The sequence below is a fragment of the Streptomyces sp. NPDC094143 genome (assembly GCF_040303825.1).
In the GTDB taxonomy this organism is placed as follows: domain Bacteria; phylum Actinomycetota; class Actinomycetes; order Streptomycetales; family Streptomycetaceae; genus Streptomyces.
Genome location: NZ_JBEOTZ010000016.1, coordinates 70,604 through 93,001 on the forward strand (window position 1 = coordinate 70,604; position 22,398 = coordinate 93,001).

The following is a 22,398-nucleotide window of genomic DNA, read 5'->3' on the forward strand; positions in this document are numbered from 1 at the left end:
CATGACGGTACTGGTGATCACGGGTACGGGCACGGAGGTCGGCAAGACGGTCGTGACCGCGGCCGTCGCCGCGGCGGCGCTGGCGGCGGGCCGTTCGGTGGCCGTGCTGAAGGCCGCGCAGACGGGCGTGCTCCCGGGCGAGGCGGGCGACGCGGCGGAGGTCGCGCGCCTCGCGGGCGCGGTGACGACGGCCGAACTGGCCCGCTATGCGGACCCGTTGGCCCCGGCCACGGCCGCGCGCCGGGCCGGCCGGGCCCCGGTGCACCCGCACGAGGTCGCGGAGGCCGCCGCCAAGCTGGCCACCGAGCACGACCTGGTGCTGGTGGAGGGAGCGGGCGGACTGCTCGTGCGGTTCGACGCGGCCGGCGGCACCCTGGCGGACGCGGCCGGGCTGCTGTCGGCGCCCGTGCTGGTCGTGACCGCGGCGGGTCTGGGCACCCTCAACACGACGGAGCTGACCGCGCGTGAACTGCGGCACCGGGGGCTGGACCTGGCCGGGATCGTGATCGGCAGCTGGCCCGCCGAGCCGGACCTGGCCGCGCGCTGCAATCTCGCCGATCTGCCGGACGTGACCCGGGCGCCGCTGCTGGGAGCCGTGCCCGCCGGGTCGGCGGCCCTCTCCCCCGCCGCCTTCCGGGCCTCGGCCCGGCACTGGCTGGCGCCCCGGCTGGACGGCACGTGGGACGCGGAGGCCTTCCGGATGAGACAGGCGCCTGCAGCGTCCTGAGGTTCCGGCGGGGCGCGGGGTGAAACCGGCGCGGACGTCTCTCGCGTGTCGACCTTCGTACGCGATCACCGTCGAAGGGAAACACCGTGCACACCGAACAGCCACGCCCCTCCCGCCGCACGGCACTCGTGCTGGGTGCGGCCGCCGCCCTCGCGCTGGGCGGCGGCACGGCCCACGCTGCACCGGCGACCGGCGGTGTCACCGCCCGGCTGCGGGAGCTGGAGCGGGAGCACACCGCCCGGCTGGGCGTCTACGCCCGCAACCTGCGCACGGGCCGGACGGTGGCCTACCGGTCCGACGAGCGCTTCCCGATGGCCTCGGTGTTCAAGACGCTCGCCGCGGCGGCCGTACTGCGCGACCTCGACCGTGACGGCGAGTTCCTGTCCCGGCGGGTGCGCTACACCCAGGCCTGCGTGACGAGGTCCGGGTACTCCCCGATCACCGAGCAGCACGTCGCGACCGGCATGACCGTCGGCGAGCTGTGCGACGCCACCATCCGCTTCAGCGACAACACCGCCGGCAACCTGTTGCTGAAGGAGCTGGGCGGGCCGACCGCGATCACCCGCTTCGCCCGCTCGGTCGGCGACGACGTCACCCGGCTGGACCGCTGGGAGCCCGAGCTGAACAGCGCCGAACCCTGGCGCGTGACCGACACGACCACTCCGCGCCCCATCGGCCTGACCTACGCCCGGCTCGTGCTGGGCGACGCGCTGGCGCCGCGGGACCGGGCCCGGCTCACGGACTGGCTGCTGCGCAACACCACCAGCGCCGAGAAGTTCCGCAAGGCCCTGCCCGCCGACTGGCTGATCGCCGACAAGACCGGCGGCGGGCGCTACGGCGGCAACCACGACGTGGGCGTCACCTGGCCGCCGGACGGTCCGCCGATCGTGATGTCGGTGCTGACGACCCAGCCGGAGGAGGACGCCCCGGCCGACAACCCGCTGGTGGCGAAGACGGCCGCGCTGCTGGCCGCGGAACTCGTCTAGGGCCTGGCCCGCGTGCTGGACGTACTCGGGTCGGGGGCCGGTGCGGCGAGAGCGCGTGGGATTCGCGTTCAGCTGGCCGTCCGTCCTGCCGGTGGCGCGCAGCGACCAGGTGCTGGGCCGCGCCCGTCTGCCGTAGCCGGCAGGGGTGGGCCGGGCCCGTCCGGGGGAGAATCGCGGTGAGGCCGGCCTTGTCCAGGGAGCCTTGTCCAGGGAGGTCCCCATGCCGCTCCGCTCCGGCACGCTGCCGCGGGACGCCGTGCGCCACCCGCTGTTCGCCCGCTACTACGCCCGGGTCAGCGTCACCGCTCAGACGCGGATGGGCATGGGCCGGGTGCGCGAGAGACTGCTCGGCGGGCTGTCCGGGCGGGTGATCGAGATCGGGGCGGGCAACGGCCTGAACTTCGCGCACTACCCGGGCACCGTCGCGGAGGTCGTGGCCATCGAACCGGAGCGGCGGCTGCGGCAACTGGCCGTTCAGGCCGCGCTGCGCGCCGAGGTGCCGGTGGACGTGGTGCCGGGTGCGGCCGAGGCGCTGCCGGTCAAGAGCGAGGGCTTCGACGCGGCGGTGGTGTCGCTGGTGCTGTGCAGCGTGCGGGACGTGCCCCGGGCGCTCGCGGAGCTGAAGCGGGTGCTGCGGCCGGGCGGTGAGGTGCGGTTCTTCGAGCACGGCCGGGGCGGCGGCAGGGCGATGGGCGTCACGCAGCACGCGCTGGACCGGACGGTGTGGCCGCTGCTGAACGGGGGCTGCCATCTGTCCCGCGAGCCGGTGCGGGCGTTGCGGGAGGCCGGGTTCGAACTCGGCCCCTACCGCCGGGTGCTGATGCCGGAGCAGGGGCCGGTGCTGCCCACGTCGTACTGCGTGCTGGGCACGGCGTGGCGGCCCGGGGCCGGCGCCTAGGCCATCCGGGCGCAGGCCCCGCTCGCCGGTTTCCTCACCGGCTCTCCACGGGAGCACTTCCCGCCCGCTGTCGCGGACGGAGGCCTCGCCGCTCTTGACGAACCGGGTCCAGGTCGCGGACCTGCTCGGGCGAGGTGACGGGGTGACGGCCCTGGCACCGCCGGCGACGAGGCAGGCGTAGGCGACAGCGGAGGCGAACGGGGCGTTGGAGCGCTTGGCGGTCCCGCGTCGACGTACGCGTTCGGCTGGGTCTTCGCCGTACTTCGAAGCCGGCGCGCTCGTGCCGGCACCGGCAGGATTCCGGTCCGGGGTCCGACCCGCGGAGGATGCCGGGTGTGGGCCCGGTCACATTACCCTCGGGCAGAGCCGGGAGTCCCGGCACCGACCCTCGAGGAGGCGGCCTTGTCCACACCTGCTGCGGAGCACGCACCCGGCCTCGCGCCGGCCGACGGGATCGCGGCCCGGGCCCGCGGTCTGACCAAGGCCTACGGGTCGGGCGAGACGGCTGTGCTCGCACTCGACGCGGTGGACGTGGACGTGGTCCGCGGCCGGTTCACCGCGGTGATGGGGCCCTCGGGCTCCGGCAAGTCCACGCTGATGCACTGCCTGGCCGGGCTCGACACGGTCTCGGCCGGTCAGGTGTGGCTGGGCGACATCGAGATCACGGGCCTGAAGGAGCGCGAGCTGACGCGGCTGCGCCGGGACCGGATCGGCTTCATGTTCCAGTCGTTCAACCTGATCCCGACCCTGAACGCGCTGGAGAACATCACCCTGCCGATGGACATCGCGGGCCGCGAGCCCGACCCCCAGTGGCTGGACCGGGTCATCGACACGCTGGGCCTGCGCGACCGGCTGAGGCACCGGCCGTCGCAGCTCTCCGGCGGCCAGCAGCAGCGCGTGGCCTGCGCGCGGGCCCTGGCCTCCCGGCCCGAGCTGATCTTCGCGGACGAGCCGACGGGCAACCTCGACTCGCGCGCCGGTCTGGAGGTGCTCGGCTTCCTGCGCGAGGCCGTGGACCGGCTGGGGCAGACCGTCGTCATGGTCACCCACGACCCGGGGGCCGCCGCCCACTCGGACCTGGTGCTGTTCCTCGGGGACGGCCGGATCGTCGACGAGATGCGGCAGCCGACCGCGGAGGCCGTACTGGAACGTATGAAGCGTTTCGACGTGATCCGCACCCGCTCCGAGGGCGCCCCGGCCGAGGAGAACTGACCCGGTGCTCAAGGCGACCCTGAGGAGCTTCCTGGCACACAAGGGGCGGCTGCTGCTCTCGGCGCTCGCCGTCCTGCTGTCGGTCGCGTTCGTCACGGGGAGCCTGATCTTCTCCGACACGGTCGGCCGGACCTTCGACCGGCTGTTCGCCTCCACCGCGGCCGATGTCACGGTCAGTCCGAAGGAGGACCTCGACGAGGCGGTGCCCTCCGGCCGGACGGCGACCCTGCCGGCGGCGCTCGCCGAACGGGTGCGCCGGGTCGACGGGGTCGCGGCCGCGCGCGCCGAGGTGGAGGTGGAGGGCCTCACCGTCACGGACCGGGACAACGAGCCGGTGAGCCCCACCACCGGCGCACCCACGCTCGGCAGCGCCTGGCTCCCGAGCCCGCGCAGCCCCGTCGAGCTGAGCTCGGGCCGCGCCCCGCGAGGCCCCGCCGAGGCCCTGCTCGACTCGGAGACCGCCGGTCGCGAGGACGTGGGCGTCGGCGACACGCTCACGGTGATCGCACCTCCCGGCTCGTTCCGGGTCCGGCTCGTCGGCCTCGTCACCTTCACGACCACCAACCCCGGCGCCGCCCGGATCTACTTCGACGCCCCCACCGCCCGGGCGAAGCTGCTCGGCGCCCCGGGCGCCGCCACCTCCCTCGCGGTCGACGCGGCGGACGGCGTGGACGACCAGCGGCTCAAGCGGCGCGTGGCCGCCGCGCTCGGCCCGCGCACCTACGACTTCCGGACGGCCGGCGAGCAGGCCGAGTCGGACGTCGAGCAGCTCGGCGGGTTCCTCGACGTCATCAAGTACGTGATGCTCGGCTTCGCCGGGGTCGCCGTGCTGGTCGGGGTGTTCCTGATCGTCAACACCTTCTCCATGCTCATCGCCCAGCGCACCCGTGAACTGGGGTTGCTGCGCGCGCTCGGGGCGGACCGGCGCCAGGTCCGCCGTTCCGTCCTCGCCGAGGCCTTCCTGCTCGGTCTGGCCGGCTCCACGCTGGGGCTCGCCGCCGGCATCGGGCTCGCGGCCGGGCTCATCGAGCTGATGGGCCTGCTCGGGACCAACATCGACGCCGACGAGATGGTCATCGGCCGGGTGACTCCCGTGGCGGCGTACGCCGTCGGTCTCGGCGTCACCTTCGTCGCCGCGTACCTCCCGGCGCGGCGGGCGGCGGGCGTCTCTCCGATGGCGGCGCTGTCGGACGCCGAGGTGGCCGGGGTGGGCCGGCCGCTGCGGGTGCGCGCGGTGGCGGGCGCGGTCGTCGGGGCGGCCGGTGCGGCGGCGCTCGCGGGGTGCGCGGCGTCCGGGCGGACGGCGTCGGCGGCGTCCCTGCTGGGGCTCGGGGTGGTGCTGACCCTGATCGCGGCCGTGATCGCGGGGCCGCTGCTGGTGCGCCCGGTGATCCGGGTCCTCGGCGCGGCGTTCCCCGCACTGTTCGGGGCGGTCGGCCGGATGAGCCAGCGCAACGCGCTGCGCAACCCGCGCCGTACGGGGGCGACGGCGGCCGCGCTGATGGTGGGCATCGCGCTGGTCGGCGGGCTGTCCGTGGCCAGCGAGTCGATGACCAGATCGTTCGACCGGCAGATCGACCGGACGCTGGGGGCCGACTTCGTCGTCCAGAACACCGGTTTCCTGCCGTTCCCGCGGGAGGTCACCGACGCGGTGCGCGACACCGAGGGGGTGGGGCTGGTGGTGCGCGGGCGGTTCTCGCCGGTGGCGGTGCGGCTGCCGGACGGCGACCGCGTGGAGACGACCGCCGCGGGCTACGATCCGCGGCTCGACGAGGTCGCCAACATCACCTACACGCAGGGGGACACCGCGGCCGCGCTCGCGCCGGGGCGCCTGGCCATGGACCGGGACTTCGCACGCGACCACGGTGTGCGGGTGGGCAGCGCGCTCCCGGTGTCGTTCCAGGGCGGGCGCAGCGCGGAGCTGAGGGTCGGCGCGCTCACCGACCAGGACTCCGCCGAGGGCTTCGGCACCCGGGGCGGGCTCTACTTCGGGCTGGCCACCCTGGAGCGGTACGCGCCGGGCGGGCAGGACTCCGCGCTGTACGTCAACGCCGCCCCCGGCACGGGCGACGAGGCCCTGCGCGCCGGTCTGGAGGAGACCCTGGAGCGGTACCCGCAGGTGCGGGTGCAGGACCTGGCCGACTACAAACAGCTGGTCCGCGACCAGATCTCGGTGCTGCTGTACCTGGTGTACGCGCTGCTCGGACTGGCGATCGTCATCGCGGTGCTCGGCGTGGTCAACACGCTCGCCCTGTCGGTCGTCGAGCGCACCCGGGAGATCGGGCTGCTGCGGGCCATCGGGCTGGCCCGCCGTCAGCTGCGGCGCATGATCCGGCTGGAGTCGGTGGTGATCGCGGTGTTCGGCGCGGTCCTGGGGCTCGTCCTGGGGCTGGTGTGGGGCGTGTGCATGCAGCAGGTGCTGGCGCTGCAGGGGATGACCGCCCTGGCGATCCCGTGGTTCACGATCGTGGCGGTGGTGGTGGGCTCGGCGGTGGTCGGGGTGGCGGCGGCGCTGCTGCCGGCGCTGCGCGCCTCGCGCATGAACGTACTGGCGGCCATCGCACACGAGTGACGGCACCACGGGCGGGCACCCCAACCGCTTCGGGGTGCCAGTGGCGTGCCCCGCCCTGTGACTGTCCGCATCCTGAAACGGCCTGCTCCCCCGAACGCCGCGTGGTGTGATCACCGCATGAGCGAACTGCGCATCCGGGCCGCCACACCCGACGACCTCGACGCCGTGCTGGCCTTCTGGAAGGTGGCAGCCGAGGGCACGAGCATCAGTGACGACCGGGGCGGTGTGGAGCGCCTGGTGGCGCGCGACCCCGAGGCGCTCGTCCTGGCCGAGCGGGACGGCGAGCTGGCCGGCACGGTCATCGCCGGGTTCGACGGCTGGCGCTGCCATCTCTACCGTCTGGCCGTGCACCCGGACCACCGCCGCCGGGGGATCGCCTCCGCGCTGCTCGCCGCCGCCGAGGAGCGGTTCGTGCGGCTCGGCGGGCGGCGTGCCGACGCGATGGTCCTCACCCGCAACGAGACCGCGCACCACGCGTGGGGCGCCGCCGGGTACGGGGCCGAGGAGCAGTGGCGCCGCTGGGTGAAGCCGCTGGCCGACTGAAGGGCCGGCCGGGCACAGGGCCGTCGGGCACAGGGCCGTCGGGCCCTCTCCGTCGTCGCCCGGAGGCGCCGGCCGATCACCCGACCGAAGGACTTTGCCCATCCTTTACTCTTGGATGGCCACTCGGTTCTTTATGAAAGGTTGTGAGCGTCCGCCCATGGGCGAGCCTCCCAGCGCGCCACGCCGCGCGCCCCGCCCGGTCCTGGAGAACCATGGAACGGGGGTGAACCGATGACCGAAGTGCTCCTCCTCCTGGCGGCGATCCTGCTCTCGCTGGCCTGCGGCGCCTTCGTGGCGGCCGAGTTCTCCCTCACCACGGTCGAGCGCGCGGAGCTGGAACGCGCGGTGGAGCGCGGCGAACGCGGCGCCCAGGGCGCCCTGAAGGCCGTACGGAACCTGACGTTCCAGCTCTCCGGTGCACAGCTCGGCATCACCGTCACGAACCTGGTCGTCGGCATGCTGGCCGAGCCGTCCATCGCCGCGCTGATCGCCGGTCCGCTGGAGGACGCCGGGGTCTCGCGCTCCGCCTCGCGCAGCCTCGCGCTGGTGATCGGCACGGCCCTGTCGACGGTGTTCCTGATGGTCGTCGGCGAGCTGGTGCCCAAGAACTGGGCGATCTCCTCACCGCTGACCGTCGCCAAGACCGTGGGCAACGCGCAGCGCTGGTTCAGCGCCGCGTTCCGGCCGTTCATCACGCACCTCAACAACACGGCGAACCGCGTCGTGCGCCGGATCGGCGTCGAGCCCGCCGAGGAGCTGGCCTCGGCGCGCGGGCCGCAGGAGCTCGCGGCGCTCGCCCGGCACTCCGCCAGGGAGGGCGTCCTGGAGGCCGACACCGCCGAACTGTTCGTACGGACGCTGAACCTCGCCGACCTGACCGCGGAGAACGTGATGACGCCCCGGGTGCAGGTGGTCGCCCTGGAGGTGCAGGCGACCCTGGAGGACGTGGCGAACGCGACCCGGGCGACCGGCCTGTCCCGGTTCCCCGTCTACCGCGGGACGCTCGACTCGGTCGTCGGCACCGCGCACGTGAAGGACGTGCTGGCGGTCCCGGCCGAGCAGCGCACCCGGGTCCACGTCTCCGAGCTGATGCGCGAGCCGCTGCTGGTCCCCGAGTCGCTCACCGTCGACCGCCTCCTGGACCGGCTCTCCGGCAAGCGCACCATGGCCGTCGTGATCGACGAGTACGGCGGCACCGCGGGCGTGGCCACCCTGGAGGACATCGTCGAGGAGGTCGTCGGCGAGGTGCGGGACGAACACGACCCGCACGAGCTGCCGGACCTCGCGCCGGCCGGTACGGACGAGAGCGGGCACGCCCTCTTCTCGGCGGACGGCTCCGCGCGCGTGGACCACCTGGAGCGCGTGGGCCTGCGCGCGCCGGAGGGGCCCTACGAGACGCTCGCCGGGCTGGTGGCGACGGAGCTGGGCCGCATACCGGCCCCGGGTGACACCCTCCAGGTCGCCGGCTGGCGGATGGAGGTCCTGGACGCCACCGGCCGGCGGGCCGCCCGCGTCCTGCTGCGCGCGCCCCTGGACGACGAGAAGCCCGACGCGAAGCGCGCCGCAAAGGGGGTGGAGCTGTGACCGCCGTCCAGCTGCTGATCGGCCTGGCGACGCTCGTCGTCAACGCCTTCTTCGTCGGCGCCGAGTTCGCGCTGATCTCGGTGCGCCGCAGCCAGATCGAGCCTCACGCCGACCAGGGCGACCGGCGCGCCAAGAGCGTGCTGTGGGGGCTGGAGCACGTGTCCGCGCTGATGGCGGCCGCGCAGCTCGGCATCACGCTGTGCACGCTGGTGCTGGGCGTGGTGGCCGAGCCCGCGATCGCACACCTGCTGGAGCCGGCGTTCCACGCCATGGGCGTGCCCGAGGGCGCCGGGCACGCGGTGTCCTTCGTGATCGCGCTCTCCCTGGCGACGTATTTGCACATGCTGTTCGGCGAGATGGTGCCGAAGAACATCGCGCTGGCCGAGCCGGTGCGCAGCGCGCTGGCCCTCGGCCCGCCCCTGGTGGCGCTGTCCCGGGCGCTGCGGCCGGTGATCTTCACGGTGAACGCCTTCGCCAACGCGCTGCTGAAGCTGCTGCGCGTGGAGGCCCGGGAGGAGGTCGCCGCCTCCTACTCGGACGCCGAGATCGCGCAGATCGTGAAGGACTCCAGCGAGGCCGGCCTCATCGACGACCGCGCCCAGGAGCGGCTGCACGACGCGCTGGAACTGGGCCGCCGCCCGGTGCGCGACGTGGTGATGCCCCTGGAGCGGGTGGTCTACGCGCGCGTGGGTGTCACCCCGGAGCAGTTGGAGCGGCTGTCGGCGGAGTCCGGGTTCTCCCGGTTCCCGGTGGTGGACGAGGGACGGCGGATCGTCGGCTACCTGCACGTGAAGGACGCCCTGGACGCCATCGGACGCGACGTGCCGTTCCGGCTGCGCGACATGCGCTCCATCGCGCGCGTGCGGGAGCACACACCGCTGGACGACGTCCTCACGGCGATGCGGGGCAGCCGGACGCACCTGGCGGCCGTCCTCGGATCGGACGGGCGGCTGGCCGGGCTGGTGACGATGGAGGACGTGCTGCGGGAGCTGTTCGGGCAGCGGGCGTGAGGCACCGGTCGCCGGTGCTCCGGGACGGGTGACCGACTGCTGGGTATGTGCACGGGATATCATTTCCGCCGCCATGGACACGAACCCCACCCACAGCAGCCTGGTCGCCCTCGGTGACTCCTTCACCGAGGGCATGTCGGACCTGCTGCCCGACGGCACCTACCGGGGCTGGGCCGACCTGCTCGCCGCGCGGATGGCCGCCCGTACGCCCGGCTTCCGGTACGCCAACCTCGCGGTGCGCGGCAAGCTGATCCGCCAGATCGTCGACGAGCAGGTGGGCGTCGCGGCGGCCATGGGCGCGGATGTGATCACGCTGGTGGGCGGGCTCAACGACACCCTGCGGCCCAAGTGCGACATGGGCCGGGTGCGCGGTCTCCTGGAGGAGGCCGTCGAGAAGCTGGCCCCCGCCTGCCGGCAGCTCGTGCTGATGCGCAGCCCCGGCCGTCAGGGCCCGGTCCTGGAGCGGTTCCGGCCGCGCATGGAGGAGCTGTTCACCTGCGTCGACGAGCTGGCCGCGCGGCACGGCGCGCTCGTCGTCGACCTGTACGGCGCCCCTTCGCTCGCCGACCCGCGGCTGTGGGACGTGGACCGGCTGCACCTGACGGCGGAGGGCCACCGCCGGGTCGCCGAGGCGGTCTGGCAGGCCCTCGGCTACGAGCCGGAGGACCCGGAGTGGCGCACGCCGATGCCGGCGACGCTGCCCCCGGGCTGGGTCATGCGGCGCGCGGCGGACGTGCGGTTCGCCCGGCAGCACCTGCTGCCGTGGATAGGCCGCCGCCTGACGGGCCGCTCCTCGGGGGACGGCCTCCCGCCCAAGCGGCCCGAACTGCTGCCGTGGCAGGACCTGGCGTAGCGGGTCGCCACCTGCGGCCGCGCCGTGCCCCGGTGACCGCGTCACGCCGCTCCGCCCGCGCCCCCGCCGCACCCGGGACGCTCTCGTAGGTTCCGACGAACCCACCCGCTGCGCTGGCCTGCACGAATCGCCAGTAGAATCCGTCCACGTGACTTCCGCTCCCGCCAAGCCCCGCATCCCGAACGTCCTCGCCGGACGCTACGCCTCCGCCGAGCTCGCCACGCTCTGGTCGCCCGAGCAGAAGGTGAGGCTGGAGCGACAGCTCTGGCTCGCCGTGCTGCGCGCCCAGAAGGACCTCGGGATCGAGGTGCCGGACGCGGCGCTCGCCGACTACGAGCGGGTCCTCGACACCGTCGACCTGGCCTCCATCGCCGAGCGCGAGAAGGTCACGCGGCACGACGTGAAGGCGCGGATCGAGGAGTTCAACGACCTCGCCGGGCACGAGCACGTGCACAAGGGCATGACCTCCCGCGACCTCACCGAGAACGTCGAGCAGCTGCAGATCCGGCTCTCGCTTGAGCTGATGCGTGACCGCACGGTCGCGGTCCTGGCGCGTCTCGGCAAGCTCGCCGGCGAGTACGGCGAGCTCGTCATGGCCGGCCGCTCCCACAACGTGGCCGCGCAGGCCACCACCCTCGGCAAGCGTTTCGCGACCGCGGCCGACGAGCTGCTGGTCGCCTACGGCCGCGTCGAGGAACTGCTGGGCCGGTACCCGCTGCGCGGCATCAAGGGTCCGGTCGGCACCGCGCAGGACATGCTCGACCTGCTGGGCGGGGACGCCGCCAAGCTCGCGGACCTGGAGCAGCGCATCGCCGCGCACCTGGGCTTCTCGCAGGCGTTCACCTCGGTCGGCCAGGTCTACCCGCGCTCCCTGGACTACGAGGTCGTCACCGCGCTGGTGCAGCTGGCCGCGGCGCCCTCGTCGCTGGCGAAGACGATCCGGCTGATGGCCGGGCACGAGCTGGTCACCGAGGGCTTCAAGCCCGGCCAGGTCGGCTCCTCGGCGATGCCGCACAAGATGAACACCCGCTCCTGCGAGCGCGTCAACGGCCTGATGGTCATCCTGCGCGGCTACGCCTCGATGACCGGTGAGCTGGCGGGCGACCAGTGGAACGAGGGCGACGTGTCCTGCTCGGTGGTGCGCCGGGTCGCGCTGCCGGACGCGTTCTTCGCGCTGGACGGCCTGCTGGAGACGTTCCTGACGGTGCTCGACGAGTTCGGCGCGTTCCCGGCGGTCGTCGCCCGCGAGCTCGACCGGTACCTGCCGTTCCTCGCCACCACCAAGGTGCTGATGGGCGCCGTGCGCGCGGGCGTCGGCCGGGAGCTCGCGCACGAGGCGATCAAGGAGAACGCCGTGGCCTGCGCGCTCGCGATGCGCGAGCAGGGCGCCGAGCGCAACGAACTGCTCGACAAGCTGGCCTCGGACGCGCGCATCCCGCTGGACCGGGCCCAGCTGGACGCGCTGATGGCGGACAAGTTGTCCTTCACGGGTGCCGCGGGCGACCAGGTCGCCACGGTCGTCGCCCGGGTCGAGGAGATCGTCAAGCAGCACCCCCGGGCCGCGGGTTACACCCCCGGCGCGATCCTCTGAAGCGCCGCACGCCATGCCCCGTTTCACCCCTGAGGAGCTGGAGGCCGCCCGCGACCGCGTCGTGCCCGACGTGGTCGCGGAGGACCTGCGCGTGCTGTTCTGCGGGATCAACCCCGGGCTGATGACGGCCGCGACGGGCCACCACTTCGCCCGCCCGGGCAACCGCTTCTGGCCGGTGCTGCACCGGTCGGGGTTCACGCCGCGGCTGCTGAAGCCGGCCGAGCAGGAACAGCTGTTGTCGTACGGGCTGGGCATCACCAACGTCGTGGCGCGGGCGAGCGCCCGGGCCGACGAGCTGAGCGCCGAGGAGTACCGGGAGGGCGGCCGCCTGCTCGCGCAGAAGGTGGAGCGGCTGCGCCCACGCTGGCTTGCGGTGGTGGGAGTGACCGCCTACCGCGCCGCGTTCGACGACCGCAAGGCCCGGGTCGGGCCGCAGGCTCGGACGATCGGTGACACGCGCGTGTGGGTGCTGCCCAATCCGAGCGGACTGAACGCGCACTGGACGGCCGAGACGATGGCCGAGGAGTTCGCCCGCCTGCGGGAAGCGGCCGAGGGCTGAGCGCCCACGACGCGTCGATCCCTGTCAGGGCGCTCCCCCTCAGGGCGGGGGGATCTCCGTCACCAGCGCCACCAGTCGGGGTCCTTGCGTCGCGTCGCGGTCGGTGACCGCCACGGCGACCCAGCGGCCGGTGCCCTCCACTTCCCACACGTGGGCCAGGCTCGCGCGCTCGCTCAACTCGGCCCAGGGCCCGGGTATCTCCTCGCGCTCGGTGCGCAGCAATACCGTCTGCAGGCCGTACGGCGGCGTGTCGCCCCACCGCGAGGCCAGCAGCTCGCAGACGGCGTCCCGCTCCTTCTCCAGCTGGTCCACCACCACCGCCCACCGCGCCGGGTCGTCGTCCGCCGCGGCGTCTAACACCGCGACGTGCCGGCCGGGTCCCGAGGCGCCGACGTCCGACGGGCCGTGCTCCGCCGGGAAGGGGCGGTAGCACAGCTCGTCGATGAGGGCGATGTGCTGTGCGATGTTCATGGCTCCAGTAAACCGGGCCCCACTGACACTTGGCGGGGCATCAGGCCGGCCCCCTCTCAGGCGTCCCTGCGCCGCAGGCTCCACCCTCCCACCAGCAGGGCGGCGCCCGTCCACAGCGCGGTCACCGCCAGCCCCGACCAGGGCCCGAGGGTCCCGTCGTACGTCTCGTGGAGGACCACCTGTCCCGCCTTGTCGGGGAGGAAGCCGGCGACCGTGCCCGCCGCGTCGCCGATCACGAAGGACACGACGAGGAGGAAGGGGATCAGCAGGGACAGGGTGGCGACCCCGCTGCGCAGCAGGGCGGCGAGCCCCACCGCGAGCAGGGCCATCAGTGTCAGGTAGACGGCGCAGCCCACGACACCGCGCACCTGCTGCGCGGCACCGAGCCCGTCGGCCGCCGCGCCGAGCCCCGCCCGCGCCACGAACAGGGCCGCCGAAGCCGTCAACAGCCCCACCGGGAACACCGCTGCGGCGACGACGGCCGCCTTGGCCGCGAACCACCGGCCCCGCCGCGGCACCGCGGCCAGCGAGAGCCGCAGCGCACCCGGCCGGAACTCCGCCGACACGGCCATCGCCCCGAAGGAGACGGCCGCGATCTGTCCCGGTACGACACCGGACAGGGCCGTGAACAGCGGGTCGAAGTCCGGGGCGGACGTCTCGGAGACACCGGCGATCGCGGAGAACGCCGTGGTGGCGGCGAACAGGGCCAGCAGCGCTCCGGGCAGGGACCGCAGGGTGCGGATCTTCAGCCACTCGGAGCGGAGTACGGGCGTGTGGTCCATGGTCAGGCCTCCTGCGGCTGTGCGGTGAACTCGGTCTCGGTGCCGGTGAGGTCGAAGTAGGCCTGCTCCAAGGTGGCCTCCTCCGCGGCGAGTTCCAGGACGGGCACGCCCGCCGCCGAGGCGATACGGCCGATGTCGTCCACGCGCGCGTGGGGGACCATCCAGTGCCCGTCCGGGTGTTCCACGGCGGCGTGGCCGTGCCGGGCGAGGGCGCTGCTCAGGGCGGCGGGGTCGGTGGTGCGGATCCGCACCCGGGGACGCACACGCGCGTGGATGAAGTCCCGCACCGGGGTGTCGGCGAGCAGCCGGCCGCGGCCGAGGACGACGAGGTGGTCGGCGAAGGACGCGGTCTCGTTCATCAGATGGCTGGAGACCAGCACCGTGCGGCCCTCCGCCGCGAGGCGGCGCAGCAACTGCCGGATCCAGGCGATCCCCTCGGGATCGAGCCCGTTGGACGGCTCGTCCAGCATGACCACGCCGGGGTCGCCCAGCAGGGCGGCGGCGATGCCGAGCCGCTGCCGCATGCCCAGGGAGTACGTCCGCACGCGGCGGCGGGCCACGGAGGCAAGGCCGGTCTGCTCCAGCACCTCGTCGACCCGCCGGTCCGGGATGCGGTTGCTCACGGCCAGGATTCGGAGGTGGTCACGGGCGGTGCGCGCACCGTGCGCCGCCTGCGCGTCGAGCAGGGCGCCCACGTGGCGCAGGGGTTCGCTCAGGGTGGCGTAGGCGCGTCCGCCGAGCGTGGCGGAACCGGCGGTGGGCCGGTCGAGGCCGAGCACCAGCCGCATGGTGGTGGACTTCCCCGCGCCGTTGGGGCCGAGGAAGCCGGTGACGCGGCCGGGCAGCACACGGAACGAGAGCCGGTCCACGGCTCGCCGGCCGCCGAACTCCTTGGTGAGGTCCTGGACGTCGATGCTGGTCATGGCGGCAAGCGTGGCCGTCGGCGCGGGGTCGGGGCCTCCCCCGGCGGTGGAGATCGCCTCCCCCGTGCGGGGGAGGCCCGCTGTCGGTGGCGGCTGGCACGATGACGCCATGGTCCGCATGCTGCGCCCGTTGACCCGGGCGGTGACGTACACGCGATGGCTGCACCTGGCCATGGCCGTCGTGTGGCCGTCCCTGTGGCTGTTCATCGAGGAGACGTGGTGGACGCAGGCCACGGCGGCCGTGCTGCTCGGGCTCGCCGGTCTCGTGCCCGCGATGCGGCTCGTGGAGGGGCTGCAGGCCCGGCTCCTGCTGACCGGCCACCGGCACGACAGCGCGAGCGAGGAGATCGGGGCCGCCCCGTCGGCCACCTGGGCCGACCGTGGCCGGACCGTGGTGTGGCTGGAGGCCCGGCTCGTCATCGGCTACACCGTGGCCATGCTCTCCATGCAGTTGCCGCTCCTGTCGATCGACCTGGCGACGACGGCCCTGGGCGGGGAGCCGGGGGGCGGTGCGCTGCTGCCCCTCTCGGGGCACCACTGGTGGTACGGCCTGCTCGCGCCCGTGCCCCTGCTGCTGTTGCCCGTGGTGGTCGTCTGGTCGGGCCACCTCGTCACCGCGCTGGCCGTGCGGCTGCTGGGCCCCTCCCCCGCCGAGCGGGTCGCCGCCCTGGAGGAGCGCACCGAGCAGCTGCTGGAACGCACCCGGATCGCCCGCGAGTTGCACGACTCCATCGGCCACGCGCTCACAGTCGCCGTCGTTCAGGCGGGGGCCGCGCGGGCCGCGGGTGATGCCGCGTTCACCGACCGGGCGCTGGGGGCCATCGAGGAGACCGGCCGGGCCGCCCTGGAGGACCTGGAGCGGGTGCTCGGCGTCCTGCGCGAGTCGGGGAAGCCGGTCGGCGGCAGACCGACCCTGGCGGACGCCGGCCGACTGCTGGAGTCCGCGCGGTCCTCGGGCGCGAAGGTGGACGCCGAGGTGACCGGACCGGTGGAGGCGGTGCCCGGGCCGGTGTCCCGCGAGGGCTACCGGATCCTTCAGGAGGCGCTCACGAACGTGCTGCGGCACGCGGGGGCGGTCCCGGTCCGGGTCCGCGTGCGGATCGCCGACGGCACGCTCGTCCTCGCGATACGCAATCCGCTGCCGGCCGGGGCACCGGGCCGAGGGCGCGGCAGCGGCCTGCGCGGTATCCGCGAGCGCGCCGCCCTGCTCGGCGGACGGGCCCGGACCGGCCCCGACGAGGGCGACTGGCAGGTCCATGCCGAGCTGCCGCTGAGTTGATCTACGCTGGTCCGATGCCGGTCACCGTTCTGCTCGTCGACGACGAACCCCTCGTGCGCGCGGGTCTGCGGGCCGTGCTGGAGGCGCAGCCCGACATCGAGGTCGTCGGGGAGGCGGCCGACGGGGCGGCGGTGATCCCGCTGGTGCGGCGACTGCGGCCGAACGTGGTGGCCATGGACGTGCGGATGCCGCTGCTGGACGGCATCGAGGCCACCCGGGCGCTGCTGAGGTCGGTCGACGAGCCGCCGCGCATCCTCGTGGTGACGACCTTCGAGAACGACGAGTACGTCTACGAGGCGCTGCGCGCGGGCGCCGACGGGTTCCTGCTGAAGCGGGCCCGGCCCGCCGAGATCGTGCACGCGGTGCGGCTGATCGCCGAGGGCGAGTCGCTGCTGTTCCCGGCCTCGGTGCGGCAGTTGGCCGCCGAGTACGGCGACAGCGGCGGGAACCGGGCCGCGCGGGCCGCCATGGAGCGGGCGCAGCTGACCGAGCGCGAGGCGGAGGTGCTGCGGCTGATGGCACGGGGCCTGTCCAACGCGGAGATCGCGGACCGGCTGGTCGTCGGGACGGAGACCGTGAAGTCGCACGTCAGCTCGGTGCTGGCGAAGCTGGGGGCGCGGGACCGCACGCAGGCGGTGATCGCGGCGTACGAATCGGGGTTCGTCGCACCGGGCTGATCACCCGGGTGCGGTGCCCGCCCCTCGCCGGGGCGCGCCGTGCCGAAGTACGATCCGGCCAACACGCGCACGACCTGGGAGGACGGACGGTGGGGCGGCTGACCGGCGGGGATCCCTCGCTGCTGCGAAGGATCAACTCCGCGGTGGTGCTGCACGCGCTGCGTGCCACAAACTGCGCGACGCTGACCGAGATCACCCGGGTGACGGGCCTGTCGAGACCGACGGTCGAGGGCGTCGTGGAGGGACTCATCGAGGCCGGCCTGGTCGTCGAGAAGGCGGCCGAGGAGGGAGCCGCCCGGCGGCAGGGGCGGCCGGCGCGGCGGTTCCGGTTCCGGGCGGAGGCCGGGCATCTGCTCGGCGTGGAGGTGGGCGCGCGCCGGGTCGCCGTGCTGCTCGCCGATCTGGACGGCCGGGTGATCGGCTCCCATGCCAAGGACGTGGCGGAGACGGCGCAGGCCGACGAGCGGCTGGAGCGGCTGCGCGGGGCCGTGGCCGAGCTGCTGCGGCGGGCCGGCGTCGCGCGGGGTTCCCTGCGGGCCGTAGGCGTGGCGACGCCCGGGATCGTCGAGGCGGACGGCACGGTACGGCTGGGGACCGCCCTGCCGGGGTGGACGGGGCTGCGGCTGGGCGATCGGCTCAGCCGGTCGTTCAAGTGCCCGGTGCTGGTGGAGAACGACGCCAACGCGGCGGCCGTCGCCGAGCACTGGAAGGGCGCGGCCACCGAGACCGACGACGTGGTGTACGTCCTGGCCGGGCTCAGCCCGGGCGCCGGTTCGCTGATCGGCGGGCGGCTGCACCGGGGTTACGGCGGCGCGGCCGGCGAGATCGGGGCGCTGCACCTGCTGGGCCGCGAGGTGACGCCCGAGACGTTGCTGTCGACCACGGACGAACCCCTGCACCCGCTCGACGAGCAGGCGGTCGCCGAGGTCTTCGCGCAGGCCCGCGAGGGCGACCAGCGGGCCCGGGCCGCCGTCGACCGCTTCATCCAGCGCCTGGTCCACGACGTGGCGGCCCTCGCCCTCGCCCTGGACCCGGAACTCGTCGTCGTCGGCGGGTGGGCGGCGGGCCTGGACGGCGTCCTGGACCCCCTCCGCCGGGAACTCGCCCGGTACTGCCTGCGCCCCCCGCAGGTGACCCTGTCCCGTCTCGGCGACGCGGCCGTGGCCACGGGGGCCCTGCGCCTCGCCCTGGACCACGTGGAGGAACAGCTCTTCAGGGTGGAGGGCAGGGCGACGCCCTTCCCGCCGCGCGGACGCGACCGGTCCTGACGCACCCTCACCCGCGGGCCGCGACGCTCAGGACGCCTTCCGTTGCGGCCCCGTGTGGATCTCCACGCTCCCCGCGTCACCGAAGGTCAGCCGGCATGTGTCGGCGCGGTACGTCGCGACCGACAGCGCGGCCGTGCGCCCGGCCGCGACGAAGCGGGTCGTGACGACGAGGACGGGCGCCCCGGGCAGCCGGTCCAGTTCCTTCGCGTCGTCCGCCCCGGCGGAGCCGAGCTCCACCGCGTTCTCCTGCCGCTCCAGGTCCCGCCGCTGCAGTTCGCGCAGCACCGCACGCGCGCGAGCCGCCCCGGACGGCGCGTCGATGCCGGAGAGCTCCGGCACCGAGAAGTCGGGGACGTAGAGCAGTTCGGCGGCCACCGGCCGGCCGTGCGAGACGCGGGAGCGGCGCACGATGTGCACGGGCTCGTCACGGCCCGTCTCCAAGGCGTCGGCGACGGCCGCGGGCGGCACCGCAGCCGTGCAGTCGACCGGCTGCCAGGCGTCCTCGGGGCCGCCCGGCCAGGTGTGCGGGCCGGTGCCGAGGGAGACGCCCATGCGCGGCGGCGCGACGGTCGTGCCGACACCGCGGCGGCGCTGCAGCCTGCCTTCCAGTTCGAGTTGCTCCAGGGCCTGGCGGAGCGTGGCGCGGGCGACGCCGAAACGGGCCGCCAGATCACGCTCGTTGGGCAGGATCTCCCCCACCGAGAAGTCCGAGTCGAGCGCTTGGCTGAGCACGGTCTTGAGATGCCAGTACTTCGGTTCCGGCACCGATTCCAGCTGCGTGGTCCCCACCCTGTCCTCCGCAATAGCCGTGGCCGGCGGCGTTTTAGCGCCCTTGTTTATTAAAGGTTGTTGCACTTCTCTGCGACCATAGGGCGGCCCTGATCCTTGGTCAAGACCAATGCCGGGAACGTTCACGGCACAGCAATACGGCCTTCGCGGTGCCGCGGCGGCCTGCGTCAGACGGTCAGCGACCGCAGCTTGTCGGGGTTGCGCACGACGTACACGGCCTGGATGCGCCCGTCGGCGACGTCGAGCTGGAAGACCGAGTCGGGCTCGTCGCCGGACAGGACCAGCACGGCCGGGCCGCCGTTGACCTCCAGGAACCGCACGGAGAAGTCGTGCAGCCCCTTGCGCGCGGCGCCCACGAGGAAGCGGCCCACCTTGTCCGCGCTCTCCAGCACCCGCAGCGGCGCCCGGGCCTTGCCGCCGCTGTCGCCGACCAGCCGGACGTCCGGGGCGAGCAGCGCCATCAGCCCTTCGAGATCGCCCTCGGCGGCGGCGGCGAGGAACCGTTCGGTGAGGTCGCGGCGCTGGGCCAGGTCGACCTCGTAGCGCGGCCTGCCCTCCTCGACGTGCCTGCGGGCCCGCCCGGCGAGCTGACGCACCGCCGGTTCGCCGCGGTCGAGCATGGCGGCGATGTCGGCGTACGGGAAGCCGAAGGCCTCGCGCAGCACGAACACCGCCCGTTCCAGCGGTGACAGCGACTCCAGGACGACGAGGACGGCGAGCGAGACGGAGTCGGCGAGCACGGCCCGCTCGGCGGTGTCCGGCACGGTGGCGCCGAAGTCGGTGACGTACGGCTCCGGCAGCCAGGGGCCCACGTAGGTCTCGCCGCGGGACTTGATCTGGCGCAGCCGGTCGATGGCGAGGCGGGTGGTGATCCGGACGAGGTAGCCGCGCGGTTCGCGCACGTCTGCGTGGTCGGCGCCGGACCAGCGCAGCCAGGCGTCCTGGACGACGTCCTCCGCGTCGGCCACGCGGCCCAGCATGCGGTAGGCGACGCCCAGCAGGACGGGGCGGTGTGCTTCGAACACGTCGGTCGCGGTCTCGGTGGTCACGGCTCCATCCCAGCCCACGGCCGCGGCCCTGTCCAGGCGGAACCGCCTGTGCCCGGACAAGTCCGGGCACGTCGGCGCGCTGCGGCCCGGAAACGCGGCGCCATCCCGGCCCTACCCGTCGGTAGCAATTGCTGACAAGCTGTCTACGGCGTCCGTCAGCGAGTCCAGCCGAGGAGCACCACATGCCCACCACCGTCTCCTTCCCCGTCGCCACCGCGCGCGGCGAACAGCACGTGACCCTCGCGTACACCCGCCGGGGCAGCGGCGAACCCCTCCTGCTGCTGCACGGCATCGGCCACCACCGGCAGGTCTGGGACCCGGTGCTCCCGGCGCTGGCCGCCGAGCGCGACGTGATCGCCGTGGACCTGCCCGGCTGCGGTGAGTCGCCGGCGCTCCCGGACGGCATGGCGCACGACCTGCCGACGATGAGCGCCGTGCTGGTGGCGCTGTGCGCGGCGCTGGAGATCGAACGGCCGCACGTGGCGGGCAACTCGCTGGGCGGCCTGCTGGCCCTGGACCTGGCCCGGGCGCGGCTGGTGCGGTCCGTCACGGCCCTGTCCCCCGCCGGGTTCTGGAACGACGCCGAACGGCGCTACGCCTTCACGGTGCTGAGCGCGATGCGGCAGATCGCCCGGCGGATCCCGCCGCCCGTGGTCGAGCGGCTGGCCCGCCCGGCGATCGGCCGGACCCTGCTGACGAGCACCGTCTACGCCCGGCCGGGACGCCGCGCTCCCGAGGCCGTGGTCGCCGAGACGCTCGCGCTGGCCCGGGCCCAGGGCTTCTCGGAGACACTCCGCTCGGGCCGGACCGTGCGGTTCACCGACGACATCGTCGGCACGCCGGTCACCGTCGCGTGGGGCAACCGGGACCGGCTGCTCATCCCCCGCCAGGGCGTGCGCGCCAAGAACGTCATCCCGAAGGCTCGCCTGGTGCGGCTGCCCGGCTGCGGACACGTCCCCATGAACGACGACCCGGCGCTGGTGGCCCGGGTCGTCCTCGACGGCAGCCGCTGACCGCACGGTCGCGACCGCCCCGGCCCGGGAGCCTCTAAGGTCTCCCCTCATGAGGGCAAGGCAGAGCGATGCGGGCACAGATGCCGCGTCCGCGGCCTGGGAGCTGCTCCTCCCGGCCGCTTCGGCACCGGCACGCACGCGTGGCCGCTCCCTGCAGGCGGCGCTGCGCGAGGCGGTCCGCTCGGGCCGGCTGGCACCGGGCACCCGGCTGCCGTCGAGCCGGGACCTCGCGGCCGACCTGGGGGTGTCACGGGGACTGGTCACGGAGGCGTACGAGCAGCTGACGGCGGAGGGTTACCTGCGCAGCGGCCGGGGTGCCGGGACCTGGGTGGGCGCGGCCGTACGGGCCGCGCCGCCGCGCGCGCACGACCTCGCCCCGCGCTCGCCCGGCACCCGCGCGGACTTCGTGCCCGGGACACCGGACCTCGCGTTGTTCCCGCGCTCGGCGTGGGCGGCCGCCCAGCGCGGCGTGCTGGCCGAGCTGCCGCACCAGGAGCTGGGTTATCCCGATCCGCGCGGGCTGCCCCGGCTGCGGACGGCCCTGGCCGAACTGCTGGCCCGGCGGCGGGGCGTGGTGGCCGACCCGGAGCGGATCGTGGTGGTCTCCGGAGTCGCCCAGGCGACGACCCTGCTCGGTTTCGCGCTGCACGCGCGCGGGGTGCGCACGGTCGGGGTGGAGGACCCCGGCAGTCCCCAGCACGACACGCTGTACGCGGCGGCCGGGGTCCGGGCCGTACCCGTGCCCGTGGACGGTGAGGGGATCGCCCTGGAGCCGCTGCGGGCATCGGGCGTGCGGGCCGTGGTGACGACACCGGCCCACCAGTTCCCCACCGGCGTCGCCTGCTCGGCCCGCCGCCGCGCCGGGCTGCTGGACTGGGCGCGGTCCGTGGACGGCATCGTCCTGGAGGACGACTACGACGGCGACTTCCGCTACGACCGCGCCCCCGTCGGCGCCCTCCAGGGGCTCGACCCGGACCACGTCGCCTACACGGGCTCGGTCAGCAAGTCGCTCGCCCCGGGCCTGCGGCTGGGCTGGCTGCTGGTGCCGGAGGCGTGGACGGACGACGTCGTCGAGCGCAAACGCACCATGGACCTCGGCCACCCCGCCCTCGACCAGGCCCTGTTCGCCCGTTTCCTGGAGCGCGGCGACTACGACCGCCAGCTGCGCCGCTGCCAGCGCGCCTACCGCGAGCGGCGCGACGCGCTGGTCGCCGCCCTGGAGGCGCACTTCCCCGGCTCCCGGGTGTCCGGGATCGCCGCGGGACTGCACGTCATCGCCACGCTGCCGGAGCGGTACGGCCCCGAGGAGCGGTTCCTCGCGCGCGTGTCGGCGGCCGGGGTAGCGGTGCGCCCGCTGTCGGCCTACGCCCACGCTCCCGGCGAGCAGGGCGCCGAGGCGAAGGAGGTCCGGCTCGTGCTGGGCTACGCGCACGTGCCGCCCGCCCGGATCGCCGAGGGTGTGCGGCTGATGGCGCGGGCCGCCACCGGCTGACACCGCCCCCGGCCGGGTTCCCTCACCCCGCGGTCGGTTGTTCACTTGGGGTTGGTGTGGGCGCTGCGGCGTGCCAGTAGTTGTGGCTGTGCACACTGGCCGGATCCCGTCCCTGGAGGC

General features: G+C 74.4%; 21 protein-coding genes. 16 read left to right on the forward strand and 5 right to left on the reverse strand.

Features of this window, described 5'->3' with window-relative positions:
- Position 1 precedes the first annotated feature (1 nt).
- From bioD to mug, 11 genes are all read left to right on the forward strand, one after another.
- Positions 2-727, forward strand: coding sequence for a dethiobiotin synthase (gene bioD, locus ABTZ58_RS21225; RefSeq protein WP_351358728.1), 726 nt, complete (start codon positions 2-4; stop codon positions 725-727).
- 86 nt (positions 728-813) lie between these two features.
- A complete protein-coding gene (gene bla, locus ABTZ58_RS21230) occupies positions 814-1,713 on the forward strand; it encodes a class A beta-lactamase (protein WP_351358731.1) in 900 nt (299 codons plus the stop codon).
- 220 nt (positions 1,714-1,933) lie between these two features.
- A complete protein-coding gene (locus ABTZ58_RS21235) occupies positions 1,934-2,611 on the forward strand; it encodes a class I SAM-dependent methyltransferase (protein WP_351358733.1) in 678 nt (225 codons plus the stop codon).
- 402 nt (positions 2,612-3,013) lie between these two features.
- Positions 3,014-3,823 (forward strand): ABC transporter ATP-binding protein, encoded by an 810-nt coding sequence (locus ABTZ58_RS21240; RefSeq protein ID WP_351358736.1) that lies wholly within the window; start codon positions 3,014-3,016, stop codon positions 3,821-3,823.
- A gap of 4 nt (positions 3,824-3,827) precedes the next feature.
- Positions 3,828-6,395 (forward strand): ABC transporter permease, encoded by a 2,568-nt coding sequence (locus ABTZ58_RS21245; RefSeq protein ID WP_351358739.1) that lies wholly within the window; start codon positions 3,828-3,830, stop codon positions 6,393-6,395.
- 117 nt (positions 6,396-6,512) lie between these two features.
- Positions 6,513-6,938, forward strand: a complete 426-nt coding sequence (locus tag ABTZ58_RS21250; protein WP_351358742.1) for a GNAT family N-acetyltransferase — start codon at positions 6,513-6,515, stop codon at positions 6,936-6,938.
- A 231-nt stretch (positions 6,939-7,169) separates the two neighbouring features.
- On the forward strand, positions 7,170-8,522 hold the full coding sequence (locus ABTZ58_RS21255) for a hemolysin family protein (RefSeq protein ID WP_351358745.1): 1,353 nt from the start codon (positions 7,170-7,172) through the stop codon (positions 8,520-8,522).
- The gene (locus ABTZ58_RS21260; RefSeq protein ID WP_351358748.1) at positions 8,519-9,532 is read left to right on the forward strand and encodes a hemolysin family protein; all 1,014 of its coding nucleotides are present in this window, start codon (positions 8,519-8,521) and stop codon (positions 9,530-9,532) included. The genes ABTZ58_RS21255 and ABTZ58_RS21260 overlap by 4 nt, the downstream gene beginning before the upstream one ends.
- A 73-nt stretch (positions 9,533-9,605) precedes the next feature.
- Positions 9,606-10,385 carry an SGNH/GDSL hydrolase family protein gene (locus ABTZ58_RS21265; protein WP_351358751.1) on the forward strand — a complete coding sequence of 260 codons (780 nt, stop codon included), beginning with the start codon at positions 9,606-9,608 and terminating at the stop codon, positions 10,383-10,385.
- Between the two features lie 148 nt (positions 10,386-10,533).
- Complete coding sequence (gene purB / locus ABTZ58_RS21270) at positions 10,534-11,976, forward strand: adenylosuccinate lyase (protein ID WP_351358754.1); 1,443 nt, start codon at positions 10,534-10,536, stop codon at positions 11,974-11,976.
- 13 nt (positions 11,977-11,989) lie between these two features.
- Positions 11,990-12,535: a G/U mismatch-specific DNA glycosylase gene (gene mug, locus ABTZ58_RS21275; RefSeq protein ID WP_351358757.1), complete on the forward strand. Its 546-nt coding sequence runs from the start codon at positions 11,990-11,992 to the stop codon at positions 12,533-12,535.
- A 39-nt stretch (positions 12,536-12,574) separates the two neighbouring features.
- Here the strand turns inward: mug and ABTZ58_RS21280 are convergent, their stop codons facing one another.
- The 3 genes from ABTZ58_RS21280 to ABTZ58_RS21290 are packed head-to-tail and all read right to left on the reverse strand — an operon-like array spanning position 12,575 to position 14,711.
- A complete protein-coding gene (locus ABTZ58_RS21280) occupies positions 12,575-13,006 on the reverse strand; it encodes a hypothetical protein (protein ID WP_351358760.1) in 432 nt (143 codons plus the stop codon).
- A gap of 56 nt (positions 13,007-13,062) precedes the next feature.
- Positions 13,063-13,788: an ABC transporter permease gene (locus ABTZ58_RS21285; protein ID WP_351358763.1), complete on the reverse strand. Its 726-nt coding sequence runs from the start codon at positions 13,786-13,788 to the stop codon at positions 13,063-13,065.
- A 2-nt stretch (positions 13,789-13,790) separates the two neighbouring features.
- Positions 13,791-14,711: an ABC transporter ATP-binding protein gene (locus tag ABTZ58_RS21290; RefSeq protein WP_351358766.1), complete on the reverse strand. Its 921-nt coding sequence runs from the start codon at positions 14,709-14,711 to the stop codon at positions 13,791-13,793.
- 109 nt (positions 14,712-14,820) lie between these two features.
- On the opposite strand from ABTZ58_RS21290, the gene ABTZ58_RS21295 reads away from it, so the two are divergent.
- From ABTZ58_RS21295 to ABTZ58_RS21305, 3 genes are all read left to right on the forward strand, one after another.
- On the forward strand, positions 14,821-15,990 hold the full coding sequence (locus ABTZ58_RS21295; protein ID WP_351359025.1) for a sensor histidine kinase: 1,170 nt from the start codon (positions 14,821-14,823) through the stop codon (positions 15,988-15,990).
- A gap of 14 nt (positions 15,991-16,004) precedes the next feature.
- Complete coding sequence (locus tag ABTZ58_RS21300) at positions 16,005-16,667, forward strand: response regulator transcription factor (protein WP_351358769.1); 663 nt, start codon at positions 16,005-16,007, stop codon at positions 16,665-16,667.
- An 89-nt stretch (positions 16,668-16,756) separates the two neighbouring features.
- A complete protein-coding gene (locus ABTZ58_RS21305; protein WP_351358772.1) occupies positions 16,757-17,935 on the forward strand; it encodes an ROK family transcriptional regulator in 1,179 nt (392 codons plus the stop codon).
- A gap of 27 nt (positions 17,936-17,962) precedes the next feature.
- Here ABTZ58_RS21305 and ABTZ58_RS21310 read toward each other — a convergent pair whose 3' ends face one another.
- Both ABTZ58_RS21310 and ABTZ58_RS21315 read right to left on the reverse strand, forming a co-directional pair.
- Positions 17,963-18,724 carry a GntR family transcriptional regulator gene (locus ABTZ58_RS21310; RefSeq protein ID WP_351358775.1) on the reverse strand — a complete coding sequence of 254 codons (762 nt, stop codon included), beginning with the start codon at positions 18,722-18,724 and terminating at the stop codon, positions 17,963-17,965.
- A gap of 167 nt (positions 18,725-18,891) precedes the next feature.
- Entirely contained in the window at positions 18,892-19,773 is an 882-nt protein-coding gene (locus ABTZ58_RS21315) for an RNA polymerase sigma-70 factor (RefSeq protein WP_351358778.1), read from the reverse strand.
- A gap of 182 nt (positions 19,774-19,955) precedes the next feature.
- On the opposite strand from ABTZ58_RS21315, the gene ABTZ58_RS21320 reads away from it, so the two are divergent.
- Together ABTZ58_RS21320 and pdxR are read left to right on the forward strand one after the other, a co-directional pair.
- Positions 19,956-20,786, forward strand: coding sequence for an alpha/beta fold hydrolase (locus tag ABTZ58_RS21320; protein ID WP_351358781.1), 831 nt, complete (start codon positions 19,956-19,958; stop codon positions 20,784-20,786).
- Positions 20,787-20,835: 49 nt separating this feature from the next.
- On the forward strand, positions 20,836-22,278 hold the full coding sequence (pdxR, locus tag ABTZ58_RS21325; protein ID WP_351358784.1) for a MocR-like pyridoxine biosynthesis transcription factor PdxR: 1,443 nt from the start codon (positions 20,836-20,838) through the stop codon (positions 22,276-22,278).
- Positions 22,279-22,398 lie beyond the last annotated feature (120 nt).